This window comes from Planktothricoides sp. SR001, from assembly GCF_001276715.1.
Taxonomy (GTDB): domain Bacteria; phylum Cyanobacteriota; class Cyanobacteriia; order Cyanobacteriales; family Laspinemataceae; genus Planktothricoides; species Planktothricoides raciborskii.
Map to the genome: position 1 here is coordinate 168740 of NZ_LIUQ01000002.1, position 17278 is coordinate 186017.

Sequence of the window (17278 nt, forward strand, 5' to 3'; positions counted from 1 at the left end):
GTGCTGCCTTATTGGGCGATCGCACCTCCTGCCATAACTGCTCAAAAATACATCATTTTAGAAAGCCAGTCACCAGAAGGAATCAGTTGACGGTTTCTTTAACAATTCTAATTCCCTCAAAAGCAGGCAATTGGTGAAAATAACGCTGATGAATCAGGCTAAAAAAAGCATACAGATTTAGCGCTTCACTTTTCTTTCGATCGTAATCTTGATTTTGCGGCAAATTATCTTTGGATACCTGATGAGAATAAGAAAAATAAATTGCTGAATTTTCATTTATTGTTACTTGATAATTATCTAAAGAATTGAAGCAAATATAAATCAGCAAAAAATCCTGGCGAATGCTATCAATTTCTCCTGGATTGCTTCGGATGACTTTTCGCAACGCAAACAGTTGACGCATTTTAGAAACTTGCAGGGCAAAGTCACGAATTTTATCGAAGGTATCGACACTACCTAATGTAAAAACTAATTCGTGAATATGGTTTAAATTTTTCACCATATCGTGGGATTTTCCTCGCTGTAATCGGTGAGAAATCTGCTCAACCAGTTGTTTTTTTTGGGCTGCCGCTAATTTCAAGGCAATCTCGCGAGTTAAGGTGCGGTTTAGGTCTAGTTTTAACGCTTTTTGTTTACGGCGCAACTGTTCTAGGTCACGATCCAGAGCGTTCGCAATCTGTTCTTGCCATTGTTGCCAGAATTGGGCAGAAAATCCGGCGATCGCCTTATCTTTTTCGGCATAACACCACGCCCCTAGATGTTCTTCTACCGCTGGATGGCTGTGTAATTCTGCCGCCGTTGGTAAGCGAAATCTAATCCCATACCCAGCATATTGTTGAGTTAACCATTCACAAAACTCCTCCGCATCACTGCCACGGACTCCAGCGATCGCTTCGTGAGATTTTCCAGGAGAAAATTGTTGACTTGGCCAATGATCCGGCTGGCGATATTGACCCAATTTCCGCTTATCATCAATAAATAATTGATACTCAGCATTGGTAATATAATCGTCAGAAATCACCACAGACTTTTGAATTTCCAAAAGCTTTTGGCAGCGCTGTTTTAAGCGCAATTTTGCCGCTGAATAAAAAATCATCGGTGTGGCAGATTCTAAGGCGCTATTTAATTTCATGTTAAAGATTTTTTGCAGGGGCAACGGCACATTATAATTATCCTGCAAGCAATCATAAGCTAAATTTAAGGTACTCGGTTCTGAGAGAGCCGCTTCCAGCAGATTCGTTAGATCATTTTCACTCATAGCGGTATAAAACTTGATGGTTTCATGCCACCAGAGATTTTGGATATTTTTCACCAGCAATTCTGCTTGCTGAGATTCCTTGATTTCTGCGGCTGCCAAGTATTCTTGAAAACTTTTATGGGCAAATTTATAAACCCCAGATTGAATTTCGACTAACAACCCACCAAAATTTTTTATATTTTTTAATAATTCTAAGTTTTCTCCTAACCAGCTTGGGAAAGAATCACTGGTAAATTGACTTGTTTTTTGCTGCATTAAGCCCAGAGCCAGCTTTTGTAACAGAAATTTCTTGGTCTGAATAGTCTCGTCGGATGGAGAATTTGTTGTCAGTAAGACATCACAAAGGGCTTGATAAAGTTCTACCCGGCGAGGGGGAATTTTACCCAGATTACCCAGATATTTACCCATATCATAGACCAAGGCGATCGCACTAAGCAATAATGGGTTGGTGGCCATATTCGCCACCGATCGCATCGATTTAATCTCACCGAGCAACCGCTTACTTTGGTTTCCAGTGTTCATTTCTGGGGCAAGCGGCGATGAGGAATAGCGATCGCTGACCTGATGCCAACTGTGTAAAAATTCCTGAATTTGCTGATCGTTAAACGGCTGCAACTCCAGAACCTGCCCCACATCTGCCAAGGGTCTGAGGTGATAAGCATGGGAAGTGGCGGTAATAATAAATGGAGTATGCCAATAAGTTTGCATCTGTTGCTCGATCCAATAGCTAACCTGCGCCCGCGCACTGGTGCGATTCCGCAAAGCGGATCGCTCTTCGAGCGAATCGCCAGGATCGTTACTGCCATCAACTTCATCCAACCCATCGAACATCACCAAAAATTCTCCCCGATCCAGATAACCTTGGAACCATTGTTGTTTTTCCAGGCTTTCTCCCGGTGCAATGAGTTCCAATAAACTCAAAGGAGGATCTTGGGTAATCATCGGTTGAATATCCGGTAAACAAAATCTCAAAGGAATCAGGTGAGGAACTCCTGAATGGATCTGTTTATGCCGATTTTCCGCATAGCTGCGTTGTAGATGCTCCAATAAAGTCGTTTTGCCGCTTCCAGGACTGCCAATTAATACCACCCTGCGGGCGGATGGATCCGCAGGCATCGCCGCCAAAACATCCCAGATATCTAAACTGCCCGTCGATTCTTTCGCTTGAATCATCGACTGGGACAGTAAATTAGTGCTATCGGGAGTAAGTCGTTGGGGAATAAAGAAATCAGCAGACTGGTGATGCCAAAATCCCCGATCATTTTGTGGGACAAGAGTGGCATAAGAACCATTAGGCAAGAAGCTTTGGTGAGACTTGCCCGGAAACAAGCTAATGAGAGTGCGAACAATCTGTGGGAGCATTTTATTCAATATTGGTTCAGGGATTTCAGTTGATAGCAGTTAAATAGCAATTAATTATTCACGGCCATCAATGCTAATTCAGTTCTAGATTAATTTAATCTGAAATCAGCAAGCCACTGCGGTTCCCCGCCTAAGCGCGCTTCGCGCAGGCTCCGCCAACGCGGGGACAGGCTTGGGGGTTACCCAAGTAGAGCAAGTGGCGTAGGATCTTGGGAATTCAAAATGACATTAAGACAGTTCGGATACTGATCCGCAGTTCAGACCCAGAACAATTAAATCGAGGAATTCAAACAAGGTCAGCAATCACCCTCTGAGAATTCCTATAGATAAATTTTAATCAAAACTGAAGATCAATCGCTTTTGTCATAAAATACTTAGATTGTACGCAGTTGTCCCGAACTATCTTCGCCATGCCTCTGGCTAAGGTTGAGCCGAGTTTAGTTTTTCCGGACTGACATTGGCCTGAATTTCTGGAATGGCTGGTGGTTCTAGCTGAGTTTGTGTGGCATTTTCTTGTTGCTTTAACCAGACACTAGAAATCAGCAACAAGGCAAAATAGCCCAGATATAAATGCATCCGACTTAAGACAATTTTAGCCTCCCCAGACTTGGGCGATAAACACCGGGAACCCAGGACGGTTTTGAATAGATGCATTTCCGGCATGGAATCTGCCAGCCGATCGCCATCTAATCCAAGGGCTGTACCAATTTTGCGGATAAATCCTCGCACATAGACTGCGGTGGGTAGGGCTTCAATGCGTCCGGTTTCCAGGGCTTGAATATGGGCGATCGGTACGAGGGTTTGATAATGGAGTTGATACTGGGACATTCCCAGAGCAGTCCGCGCATCCCGGAATTGCTGACCAATTTGATGTAAGTATTCCCGGTAATTTTCCTGGGAATCATTCGCCTTGGTGACAGGCGGATCGATCGCATTTTCCTTGGCTGAAGCATCACCGACCAGTGAATGATTGTGTGGCTGGGGATGGGGATGGCGCTGATTTAGCCCTGGCAAAGGTTTGGGGGATTTGCTAGGGATCTGTGGTTTTTGAAAGGCGTCCAAAAAATCTGGGGCAAAACCAAACATTGAATTCGCTCTTAACATCGCGGATGTCTCCTTGACTGAGTACAACAAAATTTTTTTGGTAGTCCCACCCTAAAAAAAAGGGGGTTTGACCCCTCATGTGTTTGTTACCTCATCATTAACACTTTAGACATCCATTTGTCCACTAAATTTGGTCACTAAACTTGTCTACTAAATTTGTCCACTAAACTTGGTCACTAAATTTGTCCACTAAACTTGTCCACTAAACTTGTCTACTAAACTTGTCTACTAAACTTGTCCACTAAATTTGTCCACTAAACTTGTCTACTAAACTTGTCTACTAAACTTGTCCACTAAATTTGTCCACTAAATTTGTCCAAAGGAATTGATGACTGATGGCTGGCCACGCGGTCAAAATACCCAAAAATCTCCATGCATATTTCTTTGATGATTTCTCTGGTGGTGAATGACGTATCGGGGTTACAATGTCAACCACTACTCATGTTTTAATGCCGTGTCCGGATTTCTCTCTCTCAATAAACCTGCCCTGATGACTTCCCACGATTGTGTGGCCCGCATCCGACGACTGTTGCGGATTAAGCGTGTGGGTCACGCTGGTACTTTAGACCCTGCGGCGACGGGGGTTTTACCCGTGGCTGTGGGTAAGGCCACTCGACTGTTGCAGTATTTGCCCCAAACTAAGGCGTACCGCGCCACGATTCGCTTAGGTGTGACGACGACGACCGATGATTTAGAAGGGGAAATTTTAACTCGTGAGCCGGTGTCCGTGGAGCGGTTGCCGGAAGCGGCGATCGCGGCTTTGAGGGAATTTGTGGGTAAGATTTCCCAAGTCCCACCGGCTTACAGTGCGATTCAAGTCCAAGGTCAACGATTATATGATTTAGCCCGTCGCGGGGAAGCGGTGGAGGTGCCTGTCCGGGAGGTGGAGGTTTACGAGATTAAATTCCTAGACTGGCGTGATGGGGACTTTCCCGAATTGGATCTGGCGATCGCCTGTGGGCCGGGGACTTATATTCGGGCGATCGCTCGTGACCTGGGGCAGCGACTCGGTACGGGTGGCACCCTTGCCCATTTGACTCGCACCGAAAGTAGTGGCTTTACCCTTGACCAAAGTATCACCTTTGAAGAGTTAGAAACTCAGTTACAATCGGGCAGTTTTAATTTGATTTCGCCCGTAACTGGGTTAATCCATTTACCGCAAATTACTCTGGAAAATGCGATCGCTCATCGTTGGTGCCAAGGACAGAAAATTACCGAGTTTTTATCTAACCTGTCACCGACAGAAAATTCTCCCTTTCGAGTCCATTCTGAAGATGGAGAATTTTTAGGCATTGCCGTAATTTCTGATAGCGAAACACCACAATTAATCCCCAAAATGGTATTCGCGGAAATGGCCTAACATCATATATGGTAGGGTGGGCAATGCCCACCCTACGATCGTAAATTAAACCGCTACTAATGGCTGGAAAATATTACGGCGCCAATGAGCTAAATCCCCTAAAGCGCGATCGCGATATTTCCCATAACGTTCCGGCTTACTTCTCACCTTTTGGGGTAAATCGGGAATAATGCCAAAATTCGGCGGCATCGGTTGATAATGTTTCGGCGAAGCTGAACTAATAAACGCAAATAATGCGCCCATCATCGTCGTTTCCGGTAACGCCACCGGAGGCAAACCTAAAGCAATTCTGGCCGCATTTGTTCCCGCTAACCAACCCCCAGCCGCTGCTGCGGTATAGCCCTCAGTACCGATGAGTTGACCTGCCGCTAATAAGGTGGGTTTTTTTCTAAATTGTAACGTAGGATCGAGCAATTCTGGAGAATTAATAAACGTATTCCGGTGCATGACCCCCATGCGGACAAACTCCGCATTTTCTAAGCCGGGAATTAATTGAAAAACCCGCTTTTGTTCCCCCCATTTTAAATTAGTTTGAAAGCCAACCATATTCCATAAATTCCCGGCCTTATCTTCTTGGCGCAATTGCACCACTGCATAATAACGTTCTCCCGTGCGGGGGTCATTCAGTCCCACGGGCTTTAGCGGCCCATAACGCATAGTATCTTCTCCCCGTTTGGCCATTTCTTCAATGGGTAAACAGGCTTCAAAAAATTTAGCGGTTTCTCGTTCAAAGTCTTTTAATTCGGCTTGTTCTGCGGCACATAATTCTTGCCAAAAATTAAGATACTGTTCTCGGTTCATGGGACAATTAATATAGTCCGCATCTCCTTTATCATAACGAGAGGCACGAAAAGCAATGTCAAAGTTAATTGATTCCCCCAGGACAATGGGACTGGCGGCATCAAAAAAACTCATATACTCCATGCCAGTAAACTGTTGCAAATCCGCCGCTAATGCCGCACTGGTTAACGGCCCGCTGGTGAGTACGGTAATCGCATCTAAGGGAATATTTTGCACTTCACCCCGGCGCAGTTCAATTAATGGGTGATTGGCCAAAGTTTCGGTGAGTTCTCGACTAAATACTCCGCGATCAACCGCCAGCGCCCCGCCTGCGGGGACTGAATGTTCGTCTGCTTTACCAATAATAATTGACCCTAGTTGTCGCAATTCTTCATGGAGTAATCCGGCAGCGCGATCGCTCGCTTTTGCCCCAAAAGAATTACTACAAACTAACTCGGCTAACTCCTCACTATGGTGGGCAGGGGTCATTTGCACTGGGCGCATTTCATGGAGAACCACGGCCACTCCAGCTTGGGCTACTTGCCACGCGGCTTCAGTCCCTGCAAGTCCACCACCAATCACTTGTACGGGTTGTTGATTCATCGTTTTTGCTTTAGCTTTGCTTTAATTTGTTCAGTAAAGGAAAAATTAATTGTAGCAATGCCCACCATCATATATTGTAGGGTGAGCAATGCCCACCCTAAGAATTTTATTTTTTTTTCTTAGTTCTTAGTTATTCGTTATGCGGATTAAACCACCAACCAAAGAATCCCTACCCACCAACCAAAGAATCCCTACCCAACCACTAACCAAAGAATCCCTACCCAACCACCAACCATCAACCACTAACAAAAATCAATTATGAGCGAATTTTATAAAGGCAACCAAAGAGGCTGGTTCTATGATCGCGGACATGAAGCGGGATTTTTTCACACTTATGATAATTTTCAGGTGGGGGGAAAAACCGACCAACCTCGGAAAGTTCATGTATTTTTACCGCGAGAATATGAAGCGGTGGGCGATCGCTATCCAGTGCTCTATATGAATGATGGAGATACGGCATTTTTTCCCGGTGGAATGGTGGGAAAATCTTGGTGGACAGCGGAAACTCTCTGCGACCTTTACCAAAGAAGTGCTATCCGCAAATTAATTATCTTAGCGGTTTGTCCGTTAAACCGTGACTGGGAATACACCCATGAACCTGTCCCAGGACGAGGTGGGGGTGGACTCGAAGAATATAGCCACTATTTAGCAGACTCAGTAAAGCCATTTATCGACCAACACTATCGTACCTTATCTCACCCTAAAGAAACCACAATTTTAGGCAGTTCTCACGGCGGACTTGCGGCTTTTTATACCGCTTGTCGTCGTCCCGAATGTTTTGGCAATGCGGCGGCTATTTCCCCATCATTTTGGGTGGGTCTTGATACAGGATCGGGAATGTTAATTAGTTTATCCCATTCTCGGTTATTAAAACTCTGTACTCCTACCCTCAAAAATGCCAGTATTCGCCCTCGAATTTGGTTAGATTGGGGACTATTGCGCGATCGAGGATTTCATAACTGGTTTATTGAAGCATATGCCACTAAAAGGGGAAGATAAATGGCCGATTTACTTTGTGATAAATTTGGCTATATTCAAAATCAAAGTTTGTATATTTATCAAGACACAGACGGCCATCATACCGAAGCATTATGGCAAGTTTACCGTTAGTTTTGCAGGCATTTTATGAAATCAAATACTCATAGGTATAAATAAACCCGGCATATCTCTCTCCTAATTACTATATTAAATAAGCTTAATCAAGCATCAATTATTTTGTTTATCTTGCCCCCTCAAAAGCGGGTGTTGGTTTAGCGACAGCGTAACCGAACACCTCCAAGCAACCCGTGTCAATCGTTGCTTTTTGAAGTTTTGTTTTTGAAAAAAATTTATAGCAAAGATTTAGGTGTTTTATATTATATACATATTAAACAATTCTGGCAAAATATTGAGATCGATCACCCCAACTACCCGATCCACCGTCATCGGCTTTTTATAATTGTACATTTTTGTCTATTAAATAACAGAGTAGAACCAGAGAGCAAAAATGACTGAATATTTTTATCAAGTGGGGGGCAGTCTAGCCAGTGATGCCCCGACTTATGTGGAACGTCTGGCAGACAAGCAACTTTATCAAGCCTTAATTAAAGGCGAGTTTTGCTATGTGTTTAATTCCCGACAAATGGGCAAATCTTCCCTAATGGTACATACGAGAAAGCGCTTAGAACAAGAGGGATATGGTTGTACTACCATTGACCTAACTCGAATTTGCAGTGAAAATATTACCCCTTTACAATGGTACAAAGGAATTGTCACCGAATTATGGCGGGGATTTAATTTAATTGACAAGTTTCCGCTAAAATCTTGGTTGCAAGAAGTGGAAGAAGTTTCTTTATTGCCAAAATTAAGTAATTTTATCGAATAAGTTATTTTAACAAATATAAATGCATAAAAATTTTTGATTTTTTGGATAAAATTGATAGTATTTTTCGGTTATATTTTGCGGTAGATGACTTTTTTGCTCTGATTCGGTTTTGCTACAACCAAAGAGCCACTAATCCCGCATACCATCGTCTTAGCTTTGCCTTATTTGGGGTAGCTACTCCCAGTGATTTAATCCAAGATAAAAGCCGCACTCCCTTTAATATTGGCACCGCGATCGATTTAGGGGGATTTACTCTGGAACAAGCGCAGCCGCTTTTAAAAGGATTAGAAGCTCATGTGAGTCATCCAGAAAACGTCTTGCAAGAAATCTTGCTTTGGACAAATGGCCAACCTTTTCTGACTCAAAAACTCTGTAATTTAGTTACAATAGCAGCCAAGTCAATGGCATATGGCTTAAGTATTCCCCCAAGTACGGAAGCATTTTGGGTGCAAAATTTGGTCAAAAGCCAAGTGATTAAGCATTGGGAGTCTCAGGATGAACCATAACATTTAATAACCATTCGCGATCGCATTTTGCATAACCAACACAAAGCTGGGAGATTACAGAACTAATTTTATCAGGTTTGGTGGTCAAACATCAGAAATATTTACAAGTAAAAAATAAAATTTATCAGGAATTTTTTAATCAAAAGTCGGTAGAAAAACAACTTTCAGCCTTACGGCCTTATTCTCAAACTTTTGATGCTTGGGTTGCTTCGGGGCAAACCGATGAATCACGATTATTAAGAGGCCGAGCTTTAAAAGAGGCGCAAATATGGGCGCAAGGCAAAAGTTTAAGCGATTTAGATTATCAGTTTTTAGCCGCTTCGGTGGACTGTGACAAACAAGAAGTCCAACGGGCTTTATAAGCCGAAGGATCTAAAGCTATTGAATCTGAAGCAAAAGCGATCGCTGCCCAATTAGCTGAGGAAAAAAGAAGGTTATGGCAAGAACAAAAAACTGCCAAATTACACAGATTATTTTTAGGAGCAATCAGTCTAGCTTTTCTGGTATCTTCTGGCTTAGGAGTCTTGGCTTTTCAACAATATCGAGAAGCCAGAATTAGCGAAATAAAAGCTTTAACTGCATCCTCAGAAAGTTTGCTGCTTGCCAATCGACAATTAGATGCAATAATTGCCGCAATTCAAGCTAACCGCAAGTTAGAAAATTTTTCCAAAGGCGATCGCGCCACCATAGAAAATGTGGAAACTGCCTTAAATCAAGCAGTCTATGGAAGTTATAAATTTAACCATTTAAGCGGACATAAAGGCAGTGTTACGGCGGTGAATATTAGTCCCAACCTTCAGTTAATTGCCACGGGTGCTGAAGATCAAACCGTGAGAATTTGGCAACCGGATGGGAAACTTTTGCATATCTTAAAACATAGCGGATCCGTTGGGCGGGTGATGTTTAGTCCTGACAGTCATTTACTCGTAGCAGCGAGTTTAGATGGCACTGTGAAAATTTGGAGGGTTGATGGTACATTAATCAAAAGTTTTAAAGCCCATGAAATGCCGGTTTGGGGAGTGGCGTTTAGCCCCAATGGTCAACTAATCGCTTCAGCAAGTGGCGATCGCACTGTAAAATTGTGGAACCTTGATGGCCAACTCTTAAAAACATTTATCCGTCATCAAAACATCGTGCTAAGTGTGACTTTTAGTCCCGATAGCCTTATGATTGATTCTGCTGGAGCGGATAATACGATTAAACTATGCAGCGTTGATGGTAGCTTGCTGAACACCCTAAAAGGACATCAGAAAACTGTCTCGGATGTAAAGTTTTGCCCAGGGACAGATTTACTGGTATCTGTTAGTCACGATCTCACGGCAAAACTGTGGAAAATAGACGGCACTTTAGTCAAAACAATTCCCACCAATCGGGAATTTTTTGCTATTTATTTTCAATAAAAAAATACTACAATTGACGAATAAAACACAATTAAATATTGGAATTTTAACGGCAACTTGATTGCCGAGTTAAATATGTTTCGCAGCCAAGTTGGATTCGTGGCCATGAGTGCCAATGGTTTAATGGAAATCTCGGCGAATAATCAGGGGGAAATTAAACTCTGGAAGCTGAATCACGATCTATTAAAACCCCTCAAGGCACATGAGCATAAGATTTGGGATGTGGCGACGAGCCCGGATGGTAAATTAATCGCTTCAACCAGTGTGGATCAAACCCTAAAATTATGGCGGTCTGATGGCACACTTTTGCAAACCCTGAAAGATAACAAATCTACAGTTTTTCGGACGGCGGTTTTTAGTCAAGATAGTCGAATGTTAGTGACGGGTAGTGTGGATCAGCAAGTGCAAATTTGGGATATTAGTAATCCAGAAACTTCAGAGATAAAACTGCTCAAAACTTTCGCAGGACATCAAGCGCCGGTTAATGCTCTGGCGATCGCCCCTGATGGAAAAACCATCGCTTCTGGAGATAATAAAACGATTAGACTTTGGAATTTTGAAGGAAAATTACTGCATAGTTTTCCCGCGCATAATCAAATTATTTGGAGATTAGGGTTTAGTCCTGATGGTCAATTCATTGCCTCGGCCAGCGCTGATGGCACCGCTAAAATTTGGCGGGTTGCCGATGGTTTATTAGCGGCCACTCTGAACCACGATGGCCCAGTTTGGGGAGTTGCTTTTAGTCCTCAAGGAAATTTGGTTGTCACTTCTAGTCGCGATGGTAACTTGAAATTGTGGGAATTAGATGGAACATTACTCAAGACGATACCTAATTTAAGTGGGTTAAACCGATTGGCCATCAGTCCTGACGGTAAAATTATTGCGACAGCGGGAGTAGATACGAATGTAAAATTATGGAGTAATACCGGAGAATTACTCGCCATTTTACCCGGTCATCAATCGATGGTTTTTAGCGTGGCTTTTACCGCTGATGGCAACTTCCTGGTTTCTGGGGGAGAAGAAGGCACTATGATTATCTGGAATTTAAAGAATATTCTCGCTCTGAAACCGCTCAATTATGCTTGCAATTGGGTGCAGGATTATTTGCAGACAAATGTTGAGGTGGAAGAGGGCGATCGGGATTTATGTAAAGGAGTAGAACTAGGAAAGTAAGCATGACTAATAAACATTACTAAATAGTTGGATTGAGTGGGGGGATCTAGGCAGTGATATTCCCACTCTGGAGTATGCTTGTGATTGGTTGCGGGATTAGTTGCGGGATTATCTGCGGACTAATGTTGAGGTGGAACAGGGTGATAGCGGGATAGCTTTTCCCGGCACTTATGTGGGTGGAAAAGCAGGGGATAGATGCTCCCATGAGATTTAAGATTCCCGGATTCTTGGCAAAAGTCGGGGATCTGTGGCCAAATTTGGCCAATTTTAAATATTCAGGAATTACCCATGAACGCTATCGGTAGGGTGTTTTTCCCAGACTGTTACCGACTAATACCCCATATATAGAGTCGTTGCGTAAGTCCTAATATTCAGGGAGCGATCGCAATATAGACTCAGATTTACAACCTATTTATATTTACAGGCGGAATCAACCATGATTCAAAAAACCATCCGGTTTGTGACTACCTTCTTGCTTCTTATCACACCCATAGCTGTTGTTACTGGGATTATTTATGCTCAACAAGCAAAGCAGGCGAAAACTGTTCTGGAAATCCAAGCCAGTAATAGTGTCAAAGGCCAAACTGACCAAATTACCAGGGAATTTCAGTTAATCGTATCTGATTTAATATTTTTAACAAAACTTAATGAATTGCAATTATATATTAAGCTAGAAAATCCCCAATATCGGGATGAATTAGCCCGTGAATTTTTAAATTTTTCCGCCTCAAAAAAAATGTACGACCAGATTCGGTTTTTAGACCAAACCGGGATGGAAATTGTTCGGGTGAATTTTAATGGCGATCGCGCATCGATTGTGCCGGATGAAAAACTGCAAAATCAAGGAAATCGCTATTACTTTAAAGATACATTTCAGATCGATCCAGGAAAAATATTTGTTTCTCCCTTTGATTTAAATGTGGAAGGAAACCAAATTGAACAACCATTAAAACCAATGATTCGATTTGGGGTTCCGGTGTTTGATGACCAGAATCAAAAACGAGGAATTGTTTTACTTAACTACCTGGGAAATCAGTTGTTAAACCAACTGAAAAATAATGCGGCTTATGCTCCGGGGAATGTGATGCTGCTAAACGCCCAGGGTTTTTGGCTGACGGGAGTGGAAGATGCCCGGTTGTGGGGGTTTATGTATGGCGATCGCAACCATCAAACCTTTGGGCAATATTTTCCAGAGGAATGGCAAAAAATGAGCAAAAAAAAATCCGGTCAATTTTATAGTAAAAATGGCTTATTTACCTTTGTCACTATCTATCCTTTAAGGGGAACACAAAAATCCAGTATTGCGATCGCCCAAGAAGCCTTTGCTCCCAGCCAAGCGGAAATCGGTGCCTCAGAATATTATTGGCAAGTGGTTTCCTATATATCCACTGCGGATCTCCAGGAGGCACTCAACCCCATTCGGCAAGAAACGACCCTGCTTTTCTTCGGATTAGGGGCGATCGGTCTGGTGATTGCTCTCTGGTTAACTAATATTCAAAATAAACGGGCTGAAGCGGAAAAACAAATTGAACAACAAAATAAATTTTTAAATAATATCATCAATTCTCTAGCGGATCCTTTCTATGTGGTTAACGTCAAAGATTACAAGATTATTACGGCGAATACTGCGGCCAAAAAGCTGGGGAAATTAGATCGAGGAATTAGCCTGGGTTTAACCCATCAAAGCAATACCTCCTGTACAAATGCCCGACATTCTTGCCCCTTGCAAATCGTTCAGCAGACCAAACAGCCGGTGGTGCTTGAACATACCCACTTTCGGGCTAATGGCGAACCGATGATGGTAGAAGTTCACGGCTATCCGATCTTAGATGAGGAGGGAAATGTGGTGCAGATAATTGAATACAGCCTGGATATCACTGCCCGCAAACAAGTCGAAGAAGAATTACGCAAGCTTTCCCAAGCTGTAGAACAAAGCGCCAATGGGATTATTATTACTAATTTGCACGGCAAAATTGAGTATGTAAATCGCCAGTTTGCTCAAATGACTGGCTACACCTTTGAAGAAGTTAAGGACAAGACTCCTCGGATTTTGAATTCCGGTAAACAAAGCAAAGCTTATTATCAGGAGTTGTGGCAAACGATTAAATCGGGACGAGAATGGCGTGGGGAATTTCATAACCGCCGCAAAGATGGCTCGCTTTATTGGGCACAAGCGACGCTTTCGCCGATTTTTAATGCTGAGGGAAATATGACACATTTTCTCGGAATTCAAGAAAATATTACCGCCCGAAAAGAAGCGGAATCAGCCCTACGGAATTCCGAAGCAAAATTGAGACGACAAACTCAGGAATTAGCTAAAGCTTTAGAAGAGTTACGCCATGCTCAAAGTCAATTAATTCAAACAGAAAAAATGTCTAGTTTGGGTCAACTGGTGGCAGGAATTGCCCATGAAATTAATAATCCCGTGAATTTTATTTATGGTAATCTGGCTCATATTCAGACCTATGTGCAAGATTTAATTCAACTAATTCAGCTTTATCAAACCTATCTCCCTGAACCCGCCGCAGAAATTACGGATCGAATCGAAGATATCGATCTAGAATTTATGATCGAAGATATTCCTAATTTGATCGGATCCATGAAACAAGGGGCGAATCGAATTAAGGCGATTGTTTCTTCTTTACGCACTTTTTCCCACATGGATCAAGTTGGGATTAAAGCGGTGGATATTCATCAAGGAATTGATAGTACCTTAATTTTGTTGCAGCCTCGCTTGAATGCCACGGCAAATCGTCCCGAAATTCAAATAGAAAAACACTATGGTAAGTTACCTTTAGTTAAATGTTATGCCGATCAAATGAATCAGGTGTTTATGAATATTATTAATAATGCTATTGATGCGATAGACCAGCGCGATTCGCGGCAGCGATCCGCTTTGCGCGATCGCACCCGGTCTTGGGCTGATTTTGAACAAAACCCCAGTCGAATTCAGATTATTACTGAGCTTATTACTGAAATGGGCGGGAATCGCCAATCGGTGAAAATCCGCATCATTGATAATGGATCAGGGATTCCTGCCTCGGTCAAAGACCGCGTATTTGACCCTTTTTTCACCACCAAAGATGTCGGTCAAGGAACCGGCTTAGGACTCTCGATCTGTTATAAAATTATTACCGAACAACATAAAGGAAAAATAGAATGTTTTTCCACCGTTGGTCAAGGTACAGAATTTGCCATCACTCTACCCATTTCGGGAATTTAAATATGATTTCATTCAGAATTGTCTATGGAGAATAATCCTGTGGTGGTTATTCTCCATTTTTATCAATTGTTGAGAGCCTGTTGAGCGCCTCTGGTGCGATTCCGCTTTCGCGGATCCCGAAGCGCGAATCGCGTCCCAGAGGGACTTAAAGCATTCAGCCAGCTTAGGAATTTTCCAAAATCCATTCAGAAGCCCTTTCGCCCAAATCAATGGGAATACTGACCGCTTTACCCAACCGAGGACGTTCCTGAGTATTTTCAATAAAACGTTGCACTTGCTCAAACCCGCCCCAAGCGTGCAGATAATTCGCCACTGCGTTCAAATGCTCTTGATATTCCGCTTCGGTCATGGGAAAAGAGGCTTGCTCTAAGTATTTCCACATCACCTGGACAAACATCTTACCTTGAGTCCGGCGCAGTTGAATGTCGTAGGAATATCCCCATTTCTGGATCAACAATGCTCGTAATGTATTTCCGTCCATATCATTAAAAGAACAATTTTACAATCACAATTTACAAAAATCCCGTTTTCAGAAATTACGATTATGGCGTAAAAGAATGTAATAATTCTCTAAGGAATGCTCTAATTGGGCATCTCAAGCTGTTGAGGGTTGACAGTTGACCGTTGATAGTTAACAGTTAACAGTTGACCGTTGACCCCCGTCTGCACGGAGGCTGACCGTTCATCGTTCACCCCTGTCCTTAGTCCTTAGTCCTTAGTCCTTAGTTGTTAAGTCTAATGACAAGTGACAAGTAACCCTTGACAGTGAACAGTGAACAGTTAACAGTTAACAGTTAACAGTTAACCAGGAACGGTGAACCAGCAACGGTGAACCAGGAACGGTGAACCGTCAAACTCCCGATTGGGATTGCTCTATTAAAAAATAAAACTGTACCATACACCTAGCTGTTTAGCTCATGGCTCAAGCTTCTGGATCTCCCGATGTCCCCAGCATGGGGCGTCGTCAATTTATGAATTTTCTGACCTTTGGTGCCGTTACGGGAACCGCGTTAGGCGCACTTTATCCGGTCGTTCAATATTTTATTCCTCCCTCTAGTGGGGGTGGTGGATCGGGTGTCACTGCTAAAGATGCCCTGGGTAATGATGTGAAAGCCACCCAGTTCTTGGCTAGTCATAATTCAGGCGATCGCACCTTAGTCCAAGGTCTTAAAGGCGACCCCACCTACTTAGTAGTAACTGAAGACAAAAGTCTAGCAGATTACGGAATCAACGCCGTTTGTACTCACCTGGGTTGCGTGGTGCCTTGGAACGCTGGTGAAAATAAATTTATGTGCCCGTGTCATGGTTCTCAGTACAATGCCGAAGGCAAAGTTGTGCGTGGCCCTGCACCGTTGTCTCTAGCCCTGACTCACGTCAACGTGCAAGACGACACCGTGTTTATCAGTCAATGGACTGAAACCGACTTCCGCACCGGGGAAGAACCCTACTGGGCGTAAAAATTTTAAATTTTAGCCTTTAGATTTTCAATGTAATTGCCCATTGAAGTAATCTAAATTTCCCGCGTTATTTCCCACGTTTGACCTTTGGAGCAGAGAACCTCTCATCGAAGATGAAAACATATTCCTTATCGGAGATACTACGGCTTAGTCAAAAGGCGATCGCCAAAGGACTGGTTTTAGCCGTCACCACCCTTAGCTTATTCATTGCCAGCGACCTGGTAATTCCCCAGTCAGCCGCTGCCTATCCTTTCTGGGCGCAGCAAACCGCTCCCGAAACTCCTCGGGAAGCCACCGGACGCATTGTTTGCGCCAACTGCCACCTCGGTGCCAAACCCACTGAAGTGGAAGTGCCTCAGTCTGTGTTACCGGACACGGTGTTTGAAGCCGTCGTGAAAATTCCTTACGACACTCAAGCCCAACAAGTCTTAGGTGATGGCAGCAAAGGTGGCTTAAACGTTGGTGCCGTCTTAATGTTGCCCGAAGGCTTTAAGATTGCTCCAGAAGACAGAATTCCTGAAGAAATGAAGGAAAAAGTCGAAGGACTTTACTTCCAGCCTTACAGTGCTGACCAAGAAAACGTTGTGATCATCGGCCCATTACCCGGTGAACAATATCAAGAGATTGTATTTCCGGTCTTATCTCCCAATCCCGAAACCGATAAATCGATTAAATACGGTAAATATTCGATTCACGCTGGGGGCAACCGGGGTCGGGGACAAGTTTATCCAACCGGGGATAAAACCAACAATACTATCTATAATGCCAGCGCTGCCGGAACCATTAGCCAAATTGCTCAGGCTGCCTCTGGTGGTTATGAAGTGACCATTCAATCCACTGACGGCGCGTCCGTTGTTGATGTGATTCCTGCCGGCCCAGAATTGATCGTTGCCGAAGGCGATCAAGTCACCGCTGGTCAAGCTTTGACCAACAATCCCAATGTGGGTGGTTTTGGTCAGCGCGATACAGAAATCGTGTTGCAAAGTGCGGCGCGGATTCAAGGATTATTAGCTTTCTTTGGCATCGTCATCTTGTCTCAAATTCTTCTGGTTCTGAAGAAGAAACAAGTCGAAAAAGTTCAAGCAGCCGAAATGAACTTTTAAGCCTAAAGTAGCTTTAATCAGTTAACTCAAAAAAGGGGGCAATTTGCTCCCTTTTTTTATACAAATTTCAAAAATTACTGCTATA

At 43.2% G+C, this 17278-nt stretch carries 14 protein-coding genes; 10 read left to right on the forward strand and 4 right to left on the reverse strand.

Going from position 1 to position 17278, the window contains the following annotated elements; translation table 11 throughout:
- Positions 1-82 precede the first annotated feature (82 nt).
- A complete protein-coding gene (locus AM228_RS01970) occupies positions 83-2620 on the reverse strand; it encodes an NACHT domain-containing NTPase (protein WP_054464415.1) in 2538 nt (845 codons plus the stop codon).
- Positions 2621-3040: 420 nt separating this feature from the next.
- Positions 3041-3724: a RodZ family helix-turn-helix domain-containing protein gene (locus tag AM228_RS01975; protein ID WP_082348705.1), complete on the reverse strand. Its 684-nt coding sequence runs from the start codon at positions 3722-3724 to the stop codon at positions 3041-3043.
- Between the two features lie 454 nt (positions 3725-4178).
- On the opposite strand from AM228_RS01975, the gene truB reads away from it, so the two are divergent.
- Positions 4179-5084: a tRNA pseudouridine(55) synthase TruB gene (gene truB / locus AM228_RS01980; protein ID WP_054464417.1), complete on the forward strand. Its 906-nt coding sequence runs from the start codon at positions 4179-4181 to the stop codon at positions 5082-5084.
- Between the two features lie 45 nt (positions 5085-5129).
- Here truB and trmFO read toward each other — a convergent pair whose 3' ends face one another.
- Positions 5130-6467: an FADH(2)-oxidizing methylenetetrahydrofolate--tRNA-(uracil(54)-C(5))-methyltransferase TrmFO gene (trmFO, locus tag AM228_RS01985; RefSeq protein ID WP_054464418.1), complete on the reverse strand. Its 1338-nt coding sequence runs from the start codon at positions 6465-6467 to the stop codon at positions 5130-5132.
- Between the two features lie 258 nt (positions 6468-6725).
- Between trmFO and AM228_RS01990 the strand changes: the two genes are divergently transcribed.
- The 7 genes from AM228_RS01990 (at position 6726) to AM228_RS02005 (ending at position 14633) form a co-directional block, all read left to right on the forward strand.
- Positions 6726-7466, forward strand: a complete 741-nt coding sequence (locus AM228_RS01990; protein WP_231636539.1) for an alpha/beta hydrolase — start codon at positions 6726-6728, stop codon at positions 7464-7466.
- 487 nt (positions 7467-7953) lie between these two features.
- Positions 7954-8331 carry an AAA-like domain-containing protein gene (locus tag AM228_RS34800; protein WP_231636541.1) on the forward strand — a complete coding sequence of 126 codons (378 nt, stop codon included), beginning with the start codon at positions 7954-7956 and terminating at the stop codon, positions 8329-8331.
- Between the two features lie 41 nt (positions 8332-8372).
- A complete protein-coding gene (locus AM228_RS34805; protein WP_231636543.1) occupies positions 8373-8837 on the forward strand; it encodes an AAA-like domain-containing protein in 465 nt (154 codons plus the stop codon).
- 80 nt (positions 8838-8917) lie between these two features.
- Positions 8918-9199 (forward strand): hypothetical protein, encoded by a 282-nt coding sequence (locus AM228_RS34810; protein ID WP_231636544.1) that lies wholly within the window; start codon positions 8918-8920, stop codon positions 9197-9199.
- A gap of 162 nt (positions 9200-9361) precedes the next feature.
- The gene (locus AM228_RS34815) at positions 9362-10237 is read left to right on the forward strand and encodes a WD40 repeat domain-containing protein (protein ID WP_231636546.1); all 876 of its coding nucleotides are present in this window, start codon (positions 9362-9364) and stop codon (positions 10235-10237) included.
- 75 nt (positions 10238-10312) lie between these two features.
- A complete protein-coding gene (locus AM228_RS30645; RefSeq protein ID WP_054464419.1) occupies positions 10313-11410 on the forward strand; it encodes a WD40 repeat domain-containing protein in 1098 nt (365 codons plus the stop codon).
- Between the two features lie 436 nt (positions 11411-11846).
- Complete coding sequence (locus AM228_RS02005) at positions 11847-14633, forward strand: PAS domain S-box protein (RefSeq protein ID WP_054464420.1); 2787 nt, start codon at positions 11847-11849, stop codon at positions 14631-14633.
- Between the two features lie 163 nt (positions 14634-14796).
- Here AM228_RS02005 and AM228_RS02010 read toward each other — a convergent pair whose 3' ends face one another.
- The gene (locus AM228_RS02010; protein ID WP_054464421.1) at positions 14797-15114 is read right to left on the reverse strand and encodes a DUF3067 family protein; all 318 of its coding nucleotides are present in this window, start codon (positions 15112-15114) and stop codon (positions 14797-14799) included.
- Between the two features lie 436 nt (positions 15115-15550).
- Between AM228_RS02010 and petC the strand changes: the two genes are divergently transcribed.
- Positions 15551-16090, forward strand: a complete 540-nt coding sequence (gene petC / locus AM228_RS02015) for a cytochrome b6-f complex iron-sulfur subunit (RefSeq protein ID WP_054464422.1) — start codon at positions 15551-15553, stop codon at positions 16088-16090.
- Between the two features lie 113 nt (positions 16091-16203).
- Entirely contained in the window at positions 16204-17193 is a 990-nt protein-coding gene (gene petA / locus AM228_RS02020) for a cytochrome f (protein WP_054464423.1), read from the forward strand.
- Positions 17194-17278 lie beyond the last annotated feature (85 nt).

Bases quoted from the DNA above. Each gene is read 5' to 3' on its own strand.
- trmFO (WP_054464418.1), bottom strand. From the start codon at position 6,467: ATGAATCAACAACCCGTACAAGTGATTGGTGGTGGACTTGCAGGGACT.
- AM228_RS01990 (WP_231636539.1), top strand. From the start codon at position 6,726: ATGAGCGAATTTTATAAAGGCAACCAAAGAGGCTGGTTCTATGATCGC.
- AM228_RS01970 (WP_054464415.1), bottom strand. From the start codon at position 2,620: ATGCTCCCACAGATTGTTCGCACTCTCATTAGCTTGTTTCCGGGCAAG.
- petC (WP_054464422.1), top strand. From the start codon at position 15,551: ATGGCTCAAGCTTCTGGATCTCCCGATGTCCCCAGCATGGGGCGTCGT.
- petA (WP_054464423.1), top strand. From the start codon at position 16,204: ATGAAAACATATTCCTTATCGGAGATACTACGGCTTAGTCAAAAGGCG.
- AM228_RS01975 (WP_082348705.1), bottom strand. From the start codon at position 3,724: ATGTTAAGAGCGAATTCAATGTTTGGTTTTGCCCCAGATTTTTTGGAC.
- AM228_RS02005 (WP_054464420.1), top strand. From the start codon at position 11,847: ATGATTCAAAAAACCATCCGGTTTGTGACTACCTTCTTGCTTCTTATC.
- AM228_RS02010 (WP_054464421.1), bottom strand. From the start codon at position 15,114: ATGGACGGAAATACATTACGAGCATTGTTGATCCAGAAATGGGGATAT.
- AM228_RS34800 (WP_231636541.1), top strand. From the start codon at position 7,954: ATGACTGAATATTTTTATCAAGTGGGGGGCAGTCTAGCCAGTGATGCC.
- AM228_RS30645 (WP_054464419.1), top strand. From the start codon at position 10,313: ATGTTTCGCAGCCAAGTTGGATTCGTGGCCATGAGTGCCAATGGTTTA.